15 protein-coding genes and 2 pseudogenes are annotated in these 11,119 nt (G+C 66.6%); 11 read left to right on the forward strand and 6 right to left on the reverse strand.

Annotation, left to right across the window (positions count from 1 at the left end; genetic code table 11):
• Positions 1-119 precede the first annotated feature (119 nt).
• Positions 120-1,511 (reverse strand): wax ester/triacylglycerol synthase family O-acyltransferase, encoded by a 1,392-nt coding sequence (locus VKG81_RS00295; protein ID WP_324388840.1) that lies wholly within the window; start codon positions 1,509-1,511, stop codon positions 120-122.
• A 106-nt stretch (positions 1,512-1,617) separates the two neighbouring features.
• Positions 1,618-1,884 (reverse strand): alpha/beta hydrolase, encoded by a 267-nt coding sequence (locus tag VKG81_RS00300; RefSeq protein WP_324388841.1) that lies wholly within the window; start codon positions 1,882-1,884, stop codon positions 1,618-1,620.
• Positions 1,885-1,932: 48 nt separating this feature from the next.
• On the opposite strand from VKG81_RS00300, the gene VKG81_RS00305 reads away from it, so the two are divergent.
• Positions 1,933-2,598, forward strand: coding sequence for an HAD-IC family P-type ATPase (locus VKG81_RS00305; RefSeq protein WP_324388842.1), 666 nt, complete (start codon positions 1,933-1,935; stop codon positions 2,596-2,598).
• Here VKG81_RS00305 and VKG81_RS00310 read toward each other — a convergent pair.
• Positions 2,589-3,104: pseudogene (locus VKG81_RS00310) on the reverse strand (FAD-dependent oxidoreductase); the annotation flags it as partial. The gene VKG81_RS00305 and the pseudogene VKG81_RS00310 sit on opposite strands and share 10 nt — an antisense overlap.
• Positions 3,105-3,133: 29 nt before the next feature.
• A complete protein-coding gene (locus VKG81_RS00315; RefSeq protein WP_324388843.1) occupies positions 3,134-4,513 on the reverse strand; it encodes an MBL fold metallo-hydrolase in 1,380 nt (459 codons plus the stop codon).
• 200 nt (positions 4,514-4,713) lie between these two features.
• Between VKG81_RS00315 and VKG81_RS00320 the strand changes: the two genes are divergently transcribed.
• The 7 genes from VKG81_RS00320 (at position 4,714) to VKG81_RS00350 (ending at position 8,331) form a co-directional block, all read left to right on the forward strand.
• Entirely contained in the window at positions 4,714-5,310 is a 597-nt protein-coding gene (locus tag VKG81_RS00320) for a rhodanese-like domain-containing protein (protein ID WP_324388844.1), read from the forward strand.
• Between the two features lie 5 nt (positions 5,311-5,315).
• Positions 5,316-6,188, forward strand: a complete 873-nt coding sequence (locus tag VKG81_RS00325) for a sulfite exporter TauE/SafE family protein (protein ID WP_324388845.1) — start codon at positions 5,316-5,318, stop codon at positions 6,186-6,188.
• A gap of 57 nt (positions 6,189-6,245) precedes the next feature.
• Positions 6,246-6,515, forward strand: a complete 270-nt coding sequence (locus VKG81_RS00330; RefSeq protein WP_324388846.1) for a metal-sensitive transcriptional regulator — start codon at positions 6,246-6,248, stop codon at positions 6,513-6,515.
• Between the two features lie 91 nt (positions 6,516-6,606).
• The gene (locus tag VKG81_RS00335) at positions 6,607-7,203 is read left to right on the forward strand and encodes a class I SAM-dependent methyltransferase (RefSeq protein WP_324388847.1); all 597 of its coding nucleotides are present in this window, start codon (positions 6,607-6,609) and stop codon (positions 7,201-7,203) included.
• Positions 7,204-7,323: 120 nt separating this feature from the next.
• On the forward strand, positions 7,324-7,695 hold the full coding sequence (locus VKG81_RS00340) for a YidH family protein (RefSeq protein WP_324388848.1): 372 nt from the start codon (positions 7,324-7,326) through the stop codon (positions 7,693-7,695).
• Positions 7,695-8,018 (forward strand): DUF202 domain-containing protein, encoded by a 324-nt coding sequence (locus tag VKG81_RS00345; protein ID WP_324388849.1) that lies wholly within the window; start codon positions 7,695-7,697, stop codon positions 8,016-8,018. The genes VKG81_RS00340 and VKG81_RS00345 overlap by 1 nt, the downstream gene beginning before the upstream one ends.
• Before the next feature lie 109 nt (positions 8,019-8,127).
• Positions 8,128-8,331: a maleylpyruvate isomerase N-terminal domain-containing protein gene (locus tag VKG81_RS00350; protein WP_324388850.1), complete on the forward strand. Its 204-nt coding sequence runs from the start codon at positions 8,128-8,130 to the stop codon at positions 8,329-8,331.
• Positions 8,332-8,386: 55 nt separating this feature from the next.
• Here the strand turns inward: VKG81_RS00350 and VKG81_RS00355 are convergent, their stop codons facing one another.
• Both VKG81_RS00355 and VKG81_RS00360 read right to left on the reverse strand, forming a co-directional pair.
• Complete coding sequence (locus VKG81_RS00355; protein ID WP_324388851.1) at positions 8,387-8,659, reverse strand: metal-sensitive transcriptional regulator; 273 nt, start codon at positions 8,657-8,659, stop codon at positions 8,387-8,389.
• 37 nt (positions 8,660-8,696) lie between these two features.
• Positions 8,697-8,894, reverse strand: a complete 198-nt coding sequence (locus tag VKG81_RS00360) for a DUF2461 family protein (RefSeq protein WP_324388852.1) — start codon at positions 8,892-8,894, stop codon at positions 8,697-8,699.
• Positions 8,895-8,955: 61 nt separating this feature from the next.
• Here VKG81_RS00360 and VKG81_RS00365 point away from each other — a divergent pair, with 61 nt between their 5' ends.
• The 3 genes and pseudogenes from VKG81_RS00365 to VKG81_RS00375 all read left to right on the forward strand — a co-directional run.
• Entirely contained in the window at positions 8,956-9,720 is a 765-nt protein-coding gene (locus VKG81_RS00365; protein WP_324388853.1) for an alpha/beta hydrolase family protein, read from the forward strand.
• A gap of 635 nt (positions 9,721-10,355) precedes the next feature.
• Positions 10,356-10,682, forward strand: coding sequence for a hypothetical protein (locus VKG81_RS00370; protein WP_324388854.1), 327 nt, complete (start codon positions 10,356-10,358; stop codon positions 10,680-10,682).
• Between the two features lie 14 nt (positions 10,683-10,696).
• Positions 10,697-11,119: pseudogene (locus VKG81_RS00375) on the forward strand (poly(3-hydroxyalkanoate) polymerase); the annotation flags it as partial.

Below are 11,119 nucleotides of genomic sequence, written 5' to 3' on the forward strand. Positions count from 1 at the left end.
TTGCGAGCTTTCTCCGGCGCGGCCGAGGCAGCAGGCCCGCCTGTTTCAGCGGTTTTCGCGTCGTTCGATGATCCAACGGCACGACTGAAAATCGTTGCGCGGAGCTCTGTGCCTCGCCCTTACGCCTGCGCGAGCGAAAGCAGCGCGTTGAACTCGTCCAGCAGCGCGCTCTGCACCACGTCGAGGTCGGGCATCGCGGCGCGATCCGCGTTGATACCGAAGAACAGCTTCCCGTCGTAAGAGAGGATGGCGAGTGCAAGCGCATGGTCGGCGGCGAGCGGGACGAGAGGCACGATCCCGCGCAGGCGGGCGCCGAGCGCGTAGAGCGGGAACTGCGGCCCCGGGATGTTCGTGATGGTGATGTTGAACAGCCTTGCGGCGAAGAACATCTCCGCGATCCGCCCATGGAGCACCGGCGGTACCGGCTCGGTGATGGCGAAGATGGTCGAAGTTCCGAGCGCCATGGTGCCGGACTTCAGGGCCTCGGTCGCAGCCCGGGTCTTGTCGTAGCGCCGGCGGTCGTCCGGCTCGCCGATCGGAAGATCGACGAACAGCGAGCTCACCTGGTTGCCGAGGCTCGTGTGGTCGTCGCCGCGGGTGTTGACCGGCACCATCGCCCGCAGGGGACGCTCGAGCGGCTCACCCCGCTGCGTGAGCAGGCGCCGCAAGGCGCCCGTGGTAAGCGCGAGCATGATGTCGTTGACGGTGCCCCCGAGCGCCTGCTTGATCTGCTTCACCGCGGCCAAGTCGATCGACACTGACGCGAAGCGGCGAGTCGTGCCGATCGGCACGTTGAGCGAGGACTCACGCGTCGCATGCAGTTCGTCCTGCCAGATGACGTTCCCCATGGCGACCGCCGCCTCACCTGCCCGCACCAGCTGGCTCGGGTGACGCGCGATGTCAATAGCAGCGCGCGCCGCGGCCACCGCCGGTGAGAGCAGGCCCGGCAGCGCAGAGCGATCGGCGCCGTCGTCCGGCTCGCTCGGCTGAGGAGCCGGACGCGGGCCCGGATGTGGCTCCGTGTCGAGGAGGACGTATCCGATGTCCATCGCACCGACGCCGTCGACCATGGCATGATGCATCTTGGTCGCAAGCATCCACCGGCCACCCTCGAGCCCGTCGACAAGGGCCATCTCCCAGAGCGGTCGGGCGCGGTCGAGGCGGTGCGACCAGAAGTCGCCGAGCCACTCGTGCAGCTCTGCATGACTGCCCGGGGCCGGCAGCGTCGCATGGCGCACGTGAGCGGTGAGATCGAAGGTCGGATCCGAGACCCATCCCGGCCGGCGCAGCCCCTCGACGCGCGGCTCCGAGAGTCGTGCGCTGAACCGCGGGAGCATCCCGAGGCGCTCCTCCAGCAGCGCCAGGAGCTCCTGGTGCGACGGCGCTCCGCCGTCGGCCCTCGGATCGAAGAGGAGGGCGGCGCCCGTGTGCATCAACGCCCCTTCATCGAGCTGCTCGAGCTCCAAGAAGGCCGCGTCGAGCGAGTTCAGGCTCTCCCTGAGTATCGCCATGAGTCGATGGTAGGCCCGACCGGCGATGTCACCGCAGATACTGGTTTGTTTACCACGTCTCAGAGACGGGTAAATCTCCGCGGCGGCTAGCTAGCGCGGTCTGCGGCTAGGTGGCGAAGGCATTGCGGAGCAGTTCGTTCGACGCGTCTGCGATGGTGTCGGCTTCTTCTTCGAGGGCGAAGTGGCCGGTGTCGAGCAGGATGACGGTGGCGTCCGGGACGTCGGTGCGGAAGGCTTCGGCGCCGGGGGCGGCAAAGTAAGGGGTCGTTTTGCCCCAGGCGGCGAGCACTTTGGGTTGGCGTGCGCGTAGCCAGGCCTGCCATTTGCGGTATTGGGGCGGGTTGTTCTGGTAGTCCCAGAGCAGGGCTTTCATGTAGTCGGCTCGCCCGGGCAGGTCGAGGACCCGCTGATCGGCCAGCGCATGCTCGGGGTCGACGCCGCACGAGCGATGGGCGTCACCGTCAAGATCGTGACCGGCGATGCGCTGGCCATCGCGAAGGAAACCGCCGCCAAGGTCGGGTTGGGCACCGACATCCTCGACGCCGCAAACTTGGGCGAGGTGAAGAAGAACGAATCGGCGGCGGTGGCCGAGTCCATCGAGACCGCCGACGGTTTCGCCCAGGTATTTCCCGAGCACAAGTACCACATCATCGACGTGCTGCAGAAACGCGGCCACATCGTCGGGATGACCGGCGACGGGGTCAACGACGCCCCCGCGTTGAAGAAAGCCGACTGCCGCATCGCCGTATCCGGGGCCACCGACGCCGCCCGCGCGGCTGCCGACATCGTGCTGCTGACCCCAGGCCTGTCGGTGATCATCGACGCGATCAAGGAGAGCCGCAAGATCTTTCAGCGGATGAACAGCTACGCGATGTATCGCATCGCCGAAACCCTGCGGGTGCTGCTGTTCATGACCATCGCCATCGTCGTGTTCAACTTCTACCCGTTGACCGCCATCATGATCGTGATGCTGGTGCTGCTCAACGACGGCGCCATCCTGTCCATCGCCTACGACAACGTGCACTACCGCAACGAGCCCGAAGCGTGGAACATGCGCCTCGTGCTCGGGATCGCCACGGCCAGGTAGGCGATCTTCTGCGGCGCGCCGGCGCACTTGATCGCACCGGAGGGGACGGTGAACACCGCGGTGCCCGAACGCATGGTGCGGATGAGGTCCCAGGTGCGCGGGGCGAGGTCGAACCGGTAGTTCGACGACACGCCGCCGCGGCCCAGGGCTTCGTCGAGCCCTTGGGTATGGTTCCAGTCCAGCTGGATGCCGGGACACACCACGAGGACGTCGTATTCATAGGTGGCACCGTCGGCGCACGTCAAGATGTTGGAGTCCGGGTCGACCGCGCTGGCGGCCTTGCGGATCCAGGTGGCGCCCTTGGGCATCACCGACGCTTCGGGGCGCTCGGTGCTCGAGGCCTTGGCCTGCCCGCCACCGACCAGGGTCCACAGCGGCTGGTAGTAGTGCGTGTCCGACGGTTCGATGACGGCGACGTCGGGGTAGCCCTGGCGAAACATGCGCGCCGCGACAGTGATGCCGGCCGTGCCGCCGCCGACGATCAGGACCTGATGCTTGGCATTAATGACCCCATTTGGCTGATCTCCGTAATCGCTCAGGCGTTTTGGATGGCTTCTGCCCAGGCGTTGTAGCCGCCCAGGATGTCGCTGACGTCGGCGAAGCCGTGCTGCCGAAGCAGGCTCGCGGCGACCGACGACCGGTAGCCGCCGGCGCAGTACACGACGGTCGGCCTGGTGGCGTCGAGCTCGTCGAGCCGGGCGGGCAGCTGGCCCACCGGGATGTTGATCGCGCCCGGGATCGTGCCCGCGGCGGCCTCGCCCGGGTTGCGGACATCGACGATCTGGAGGTCGGTGATCTCCGCGGCCCGCTCGTCGAAGGCTTTGGCGGTCAGCCGCGAGGCGACCTGGACGTCGTCGCGGTGTTCGAACATCGCCTGGTAGGGCTCGGCGAGGTAGCCGATCACCCGGTCGAAACCGATCCGGGCGAGCCGGTTCTTGCCCTCGAGCTCATGACCGGGCTCGGTCAAGAGCACGATGTCGACATCGGACGGCAGCACCGAACCGGCGAACTCTGCATAGCGGCCTTCGAGACCGATATTGATGGCGCGGCGCAGGTGGCCCTGGGCGAACTCCTCGGGAGTGCGGCCATCGACCAGCACAGCACCGCCATCGATCGCGTCGTGCATCTGCTGGTAGGTCATCGCGGTCGGCATCTTGGTCTCGTCCAGCAACTCGCGGTTCTTGCGGTTGAGGATCGCGTCGTAGACGAAGTAGCCCGGCGCGGGGGGCTGTCCCTCAGTGACGAGGTCCATGAACGTCGGCTTGTCGGGGGCACGCAGGGCGTAGTTGCTCGTCTTCTGGTCGCCCATCGTGGACCACAGCTCAGTCGACAGGTTCTTGCCACAGGCCGAGCCGGCGCCGTGCGCGGGGTACACCCGGGTCGCATCGGGCAACGTCATCAGCTTGTCGTGCAGCGAGTCATAGAGCTTGTCGGCCAGCTCCTCGCGCGTGAAGTCGATCGACGCCAGCAGGTCCGGGCGCCCCACATCGCCGATGAACAGGGTGTCACCGGTCAGGACGCCGTAGGGCACGGTGTCGTCGGCGTGCTCATAGACCACGATGCTCAGCGACTCGGGCGTGTGTCCGGGAGTGTGGCGGAACTCCAGCGTCACATCGCCCAGCGAGTAACGCTCGCCGTCCCCGACAGGCATGAAGTCGAACTCGGGCTGCGCGACCGAGGAGTAGACGATCCTCGCCCCCGTCGCCTTCGCCAGTTCGAGGTGGCCGGACAGGAAGTCGGCGTGGAAATGCGTCTCGATGACCAGTTCGGTGGTGAAGCCGAGCTCCTTCGCGTCGGCGATGTATTCGGCCACGTCGCGCTGTGGGTCGACGACAACGGCGCGGCCCGTGGTCTCGTCACCGATCAGGTAGGACGCGTGGGACAGACAGTCCAGGTAGTACTGGATGAACTTCATGGCTCTGGTTCTCTTTCCGTTCGTGGTGGCGGTGAGGCCATCGTGCAATACCCCTATGGGTATGTCAAGTACCCGGTGGGGTATAAATATTCCGCTCTTGCATTTACCCCCAGGGGTATGTGTACGATAAAGCATTAATACCCCCGGCGGTATCAAGATCACGGGTCGTTGACCGCTACCGGCCAAACTGAGAGGACGTCATGACCGCACCGGCCGCCACCATCAATTCCACAGAGCTGCGTGATCTGCTGCACACCGCTGCACCGCCGCGGGTGATCGACGTCCGCACCCCGGGCGAGTTCGAAACCGCCCATATCGCCGGCGCCTACAACGTTCCGCTCGATCTGTTGCGTGAGCACCGCGACGAGATCATCGAGCACCTCGACTCCGACGTGGTGCTGGTGTGCCGGTCGGGTCAGCGGGCCGCGCAGGCCGAGGAGACGCTGCGCAACGCCGGTCTGGTCAACGTGCACATCCTCGAGGGCGGTATCACCGCCTGGGAGGCCCAGGGCTTCGCGGTCAACCGGGGCGCGCAGCGTTGGGATCTGGAACGCCAGGTGCGCCTGGTCGCCGGCTCGATCGTGCTGTCGGCCATTCTGGGCAGCATCGCCGTGCCGAAGCTCAAATGGGTGGCCGCCGGGATCGGCGGAGGACTGGCCGGCGCGGCGCTGACCAACACCTGCGCGATGGGGATGGCGCTGTCGCGGCTGCCCTACAACCGCGGCACCGCCTGCGATGCCCAGACGATCGTGTCCCAACTCGTCAGCGCGCCGTCCGGCCCAGCCAAGGCGGGCTAGCCGCCATGATCGCGGTGACCATCGCCCTGGCGGTCCTCGTCGGCATCTCGCTGGGTCTGCTCGGCGGTGGGGGATCGATCCTGACGGTGCCGCTGCTGGCCTACGTGGCCGGCATGGACGCCAAACCTGCCATCGCCACGTCTCTGCTGGTGGTCGGGGTGACCAGCGCGATCGCCGCGATCACCCACGCCCGCGCCGGCCGCGTGCGCTGGCGGGTCGCGGTGATCTTCGGGCTGGCGGCCATGGCCGGCGCCTACACCGGCGGCCGGCTGGCCCGGTTCATCCCCGGCACGGTACTGCTCATCGCCTTCGCGGTGATCATGATCGCCGCCGGCGTCGCGATGCTGCGCGGCCGCAAGGACATGGCCGTGTTCGAGGGTAATCAGCCCCTGCCGGTGCTCAAGATCACGCTGCTGGGCGTCACCGTCGGCGTGATCAGCGGACTCGTCGGCGCCGGCGGCGGCTTCCTGCTGGTACCCGCCCTGGCCCTCCTGGCCGGACTGCCCATGCCCATCGCCGTGGGCACCTCGCTGGTGATCATCGCGATGCAGTCCTTCGCCGGCTTCGCCGGGCACCTGGCCACCGAGCACATCGACTGGCGGCTCGCGGGCATGGTCACCGCCGCCGCGGTGGTGGGCGCCCTCATCGGTGGACGGCTCATCGCCTTCATCGACCCGGCCACACTGCGCAAGCTGTTCGGCTGGTTCGTCCTGCTGATGGCCTCGGTGATGCTGGCTGAGGAGGTCCATCCCGCGGTCGGCGCCGCCGCCGCCGGACTGACAGTGATCGCCGCCGGAATGTCGATTGCCTGCACCCGCTACGGGCACTGCCCAATGCGCCGCCTGTTTCGGCATTCCCGGACCGACGCGGTTGGCTGACCTGCCGATACCCCTATGGGGAGATCGAAAGAAACCAATTACAGGACGGAGCACACCATGGTTGGTGACCAAGACAGCACCGCCGCGGTCCTGAACCGGCTGCGTCGTGCTCAGGGGCAGCTCGCCGGAGTGATCGCCATGATCGAGCAGGGCCGCGACTGCAAGGACGTCGTCACCCAACTCGCGGCGGTTTCCCGCGCCCTGGACCGCGCCGGTTTCAAGATCGTCGCGACCGGCCTGCGGGAATGCGTCAGCGGCGCCGCCGCCGACGGTGGCGCACCGATGACCGAAGCCGAACTCGAAAAGCTGTTCCTCGGCCTCGCCTGAGGATCGCTCGCCGCACCCGGCTTTCGCGCACGCCCAGCCGACGCGAGATGGGGCAAGGCAACTCAACCGGTCTACGAAAGGTTTTTTTGTGGTGGACTCGACATCATGGGATAACCGCTACGCCAGCGCCGAGAACCCCTGGGGGCCAGCGCCGCCATGCGCACTGACATCCCGATTCGCGACATTGCGCCCCGGACGGGCGATCGACCTCGCCTGCGGAGACGGCCGCAATGCCCGATCCCTGGCCGATTCCGGCTGGGAGGTTGAGGCGGTGGATTTCTCACCGGTGGCGATCGAAGTGGCCAGGGCCGCCCCTCACAGCGAGCAGATTTCCTACACGGTCGGCGATGCCAGGACGTGGCAGCCAGCGCAGTCGGCGGACTTGGTGGTGATCAGCTTCCTGCATCTACCGATCGACGAACTCGTCGCGGTCATCACCGCAGCGGGGACCTGGCTCCGCCCGGACGGGCATCTGCTCTATCTCGGCCACGCCCAGGAGAACTTCGTCTACGGAGTGGGAGGGCCGGCCGATCCCGCGATTCTGCCCGGCGTCGTCGATCTGGCGCGGGCAAGCCAGGGCATGCGCGTTCTCGAACTGGCCCACCTCCTCAGACCACAGGGCGACCGTCAGGCCGTCGACATCATCCTTCACGCTCAGCCGTGGGACACCCACCACACCGGACGCTGAAGCGCGAAGCGAGTGCTCACGCCGGAAACGACCCGCGCAGATAGAGTGAGGCCGGCGCAGTCCACACGACGTCACCGCGGTGCCGGTGCGCGTCACCCAAAACGAGAGCAGGTGTGGCCGATGTTGCGGCGCAGGCCACCATTGCAGACGGTCGGCACCGACCCGGACTACAGGTTCACCCTCGCCAACGAACGGACGTTCCTGGCGTGGGTGCGCACCGGATTGGCGCTGCTTGCGGGCGCAGTCGCGTTGGCCAGCCTCGTGCACGACTTCGGCCCGCGGTCACTGCGGATCGCGATCACAGTGTTTCTGTTGATTCTGTCGCTGACCGTCACAGTCGGCGCGTATATGCGGTGGGATCGCACCGAGCGCGCGTTGCGCGAGAAGCGCTCGCTGCCAACCGATCCGCTGCCCAGGCTCCTGGTCGCTGGCGTCGCGATCATCATCGCAGGGGCGGCGGCACTGATATTTCTGGCCGAGGCCGGCAGATAGTGGACACCGAGCTGACGGACGTCGGGGCGCAGGCCGAGCGCACCGCGCTCGCCTGGCAGCGCACCGGAATCGGTGCGATGGCCGTCGGCGCACTGCTGATGCGCGGACACGTGCACCAGCACCTGTTGCCACCGTGGCCGGGGCTGCTGCTCACCGTGGTTGCCGGTGTCGCCGTCCTGGTCCTCGTACCGCAGCGCTACCGCCGGGTGTTGCGGGCCGTCCGGGCCGGACACACGCCACTGTCCCGCGCGATGGTGCCGGGCGCGACGCTGGTGCTGGTGCTGGTGACGATCGGAATCGGCGCCGAGTTGCTGCGCGCGTGAGAGCCCGGGCGTCAGCAGCCGACCCTTGGCGGTGTCGGAGCTCGTCAGCCGTCAGCTCGGTTTGCGCACTCGGATCAGATTTGTTGTCCATTCGTGCCACTATCTGGGCATGACTCTTTCCGCCCAAACACGTGCCAGTTTCCTGGGCGCGGTCGAGCTATTTGACAGCAGGGTGGCGGCGGTGTCGAGTGACGCGTGGTCGTCGCCGTCGCCGTGTGAAGGGTGGACGGCCCGGGATGTGGTCGCCCCTCATCGGAGGTCGCGCAGGACTGTCGCGCTCTCGATGAGCTCACGGTCCAGGCGTCGACAATGAGCGGTGAGACTCGGCGGCCCGGCGGTACTGACCACGGACGTGGGTGACGGCGCCGTCAGGCGAGTGCCAGGAACAGCTTCTCGAGTTCGGCTTCGGTCATCGGGTGCTGTCCGCCCCCTGCGCCGGCACCTGAAACACATTCCCGGAGGCCCGTCGCGACGATCTTGAAGCCGGCCCGGTCCAGGGCGCGCGAGACCGCGGCGAGTTGGGTCACGACGTCCTTGCAGTCGCGGCCCTGCTCGATCATCGAGATCACCCCGGCGAGCTGGCCCTGTGCACGCCGCAGGCGGTTCAGTACCGCGGCGATGCTGTCTTGGTCACCAACCATAGTGTGCCCTTTCCTTGTGCTTGCTTTTCCGTTGTCCTCATTCTTTCGAGAGTACCCGTGGGGGTATGCGTGGGTCAGGCGGCGGTGGCGGCGCCTCGGGACCCAGTTCCCGCAAGGGAGTGAGGATTTCCCGCTCGTAGTCGGCACGGTGCGCGTCGAAGAAGGCCTTCGTGTTGTTGGCCGTCACCGCTTTCAGGAACCTGACTGCGCCTTGGCCGAAAAAGGCAGACGTCACCGCGACACCTTTGGACCTCAAGACCTTACGTGCACCATCCAGGGCATGATAGATCTCCACCATGGGCGAACGCGTCACGTTCCGAAGCTCCACGGGCCCGAATCTGGCAGGGATCATCGACGTGCCGGAAGGGGCGGTGCGCGGCTGGGGCGTGTTTTCGCACGGCTTCACGCTCGGCAAGGACTCGCCGGCCGCGGCCCGGATCTGCAAGCAGCTGGCCGCGGACGGTATCGGCATGCTGCGCTTCGACGCGCTGGGTCTCGGTGGATCAGAGGGAGACTGGGGTGACGGGTCGTTCACCGTCAAGGTCGACGACATCGTCAAGGCATGCGAGTTCATGGCCAACCGCGCGACCCCGGCCGACATCCTGGTCGGGCACTCGTGGGGCGGAGCGGCCGTGCTCGCCGCGGCGCGGCAGTCGCCAGGCGTGCGGTCGGTTGTCACGGTGGCGGCGCCGATTGACCCCGGCCACGTCGAGAAGCATTACGACGCAGTGGTCGACTGCGTGTTGTCCGAGGGCAGTGCCGAGTGGATGGTCGGTGGGCGCACGCTGACCCTGAAGCGCTCATTCGTCGAGGATGTCCGCGCGGCTCACCTGCACGCCAAGATCAAAGGCTTGCGCCTGCCGCTGCTCATCCTGCACTCGCCCACCGACAACACCGTCGGCATCGAGAACGCGAGCGAGATCTTCCGCTTGGCCCGACACCCGCGCAGCTTCGTCTCGCTCGAGGGTTCCGATCACCTGCTCACCGCCCGCGGTCAAGCTCATCGGGCAGGCCGAATCATCGGCGCCTGGGCCGACGCGTACCTCGACGATCCACGTTAGATTTTTTGGACGTGATCCTTGATTTCCTGCTGACCGCGTTGAAGCTGCCGGTTCTCAGTAAGGACGAGTGCTGCCAGGCGGCAGGAGAAGGAAGTCTAGGTATGGAGGCTACAAGAGGAGGCGGGAACAGCTACTGTGATCTAGGCGGGGAGGACCGGATGTAGGTTCTCATTCCTAATGTCATCTGGCATTCCGCTGACCTGCACTGATGCGCAGTGTCTCACGCCGTGTCACTTTGGTTTTGTCTCAAACTCGTGTCATTTTTTCGCAGTGCCCCGCTAACGGCGTGGGCAGGGTCTTGGGGCATCAGGTGCCGGCGCGCCAGCTTGTGCCAACGTCGGTGCCGGTAGCGGTAGATCCCCTTTGCGACTGTTGCGACGAGGGCGGTGGCGATTCCGGCATCGATGTCGGGTAACCGGTTGCGGCCCGCTGACCTATGGTGTCGGGCATGGTGGTTTTGCTCGACGACAACAACCCTGCCGATACCGCAGCGCCAGTATGGTGAGCCAACTGTCCTGGGCGGCAAGCGGCCGCTGTCGCGACCCTCATGGGCATCGTCAACGACAACGATGACCGCGGTCTTCGTTCCCTGAGGACAATGGGCCGCTGCCTGATCTTGGTCTAACCTTGCGCGCATGCGTCGCGACACGATGCAGGAACAGGTCGTTGCCGTTGCCGAGAAGCTGCCGGAGCGCACCGGTGAACTCGCGGTCCCGCTTGCCGGCGGCGTCACCCGGGAGGTCCGGCTCTACCCGTCCGCTGCGCCCACTTCGTTCGACGTCCTTGCCGGTGGCTGCGCAGCCAACACACGGCCGACCTCTCCAGCACCAACGCCGGCGAAACCGAATTCGGCCCGACCGCCGCGACCGAGCTGGGAGTCGCACGCGCACGCGACGGGGGTACCGCTGTCGATTGTGATGAAGGCGGGAAAGCTTCTGTCCCCCAACGTCACTGGTGTGTGAGGAGGCATGACACCGTGGTAGCTGCGAACAACCGGGGCGCCGATGAGTTGGCTGCGCCGTTGGACCTGCTGTTGACCAGTTCGGCGGTCGGTATCACCGAGCGGATGATGCCCAACACGTCGTGGAGCCGGTTTGCGCTCAACCTGGCCCGGCAGCCCCGGGTGGTGGCGTCGCGCGCGGCGGGTCTGGGTCGAGAATTGGTGTCGATCGCCGAGGGCCGCTCGGATATCGCCCCGGGCAAGGGCGACAGGCGTTTCACCGACCCGGCGTGGCGGGGCAATCCGTTGCTCAAGCGCACGATGCAGGCCTATCTGGCCAGCTGCGCCACGGTAGATGAGTTATTTTCGGATGCGAATCTGGATTGGCGTGACGGCGAGCGGATGCGGTTCGCGCTGGACGTGATCACCGAAGGGCTCTCACCGAGCAACAATCCGCTG

It is taken from the genome of Mycobacterium sp. (genome assembly GCF_035314905.1).
Lineage (GTDB): Bacteria > Actinomycetota > Actinomycetes > Mycobacteriales > Mycobacteriaceae > Mycobacterium.

Bases quoted from the DNA above. Each gene is read 5' to 3' on its own strand.
- VKG81_RS00365 (WP_324388853.1), top strand. From the start codon at position 8,956: ATGGGCGAACGCGTCACGTTCCGAAGCTCCACGGGCCCGAATCTGGCA.
- VKG81_RS00295 (WP_324388840.1), bottom strand. From the start codon at position 1,511: ATGGCGATACTCAGGGAGAGCCTGAACTCGCTCGACGCGGCCTTCTTG.
- VKG81_RS00355 (WP_324388851.1), bottom strand. From the start codon at position 8,659: ATGGTTGGTGACCAAGACAGCATCGCCGCGGTACTGAACCGCCTGCGG.
- VKG81_RS00370 (WP_324388854.1), top strand. From the start codon at position 10,356: ATGCGTCGCGACACGATGCAGGAACAGGTCGTTGCCGTTGCCGAGAAG.
- VKG81_RS00350 (WP_324388850.1), top strand. From the start codon at position 8,128: ATGACTCTTTCCGCCCAAACACGTGCCAGTTTCCTGGGCGCGGTCGAG.
- VKG81_RS00340 (WP_324388848.1), top strand. From the start codon at position 7,324: ATGTTGCGGCGCAGGCCACCATTGCAGACGGTCGGCACCGACCCGGAC.
- VKG81_RS00320 (WP_324388844.1), top strand. From the start codon at position 4,714: ATGACCGCACCGGCCGCCACCATCAATTCCACAGAGCTGCGTGATCTG.
- VKG81_RS00300 (WP_324388841.1), bottom strand. From the start codon at position 1,884: ATGAAAGCCCTGCTCTGGGACTACCAGAACAACCCGCCCCAATACCGC.
- VKG81_RS00325 (WP_324388845.1), top strand. From the start codon at position 5,316: ATGATCGCGGTGACCATCGCCCTGGCGGTCCTCGTCGGCATCTCGCTG.
- VKG81_RS00330 (WP_324388846.1), top strand. From the start codon at position 6,246: ATGGTTGGTGACCAAGACAGCACCGCCGCGGTCCTGAACCGGCTGCGT.
- VKG81_RS00315 (WP_324388843.1), bottom strand. From the start codon at position 4,513: ATGAAGTTCATCCAGTACTACCTGGACTGTCTGTCCCACGCGTCCTAC.
- VKG81_RS00305 (WP_324388842.1), top strand. From the start codon at position 1,933: ATGCTCGGGGTCGACGCCGCACGAGCGATGGGCGTCACCGTCAAGATC.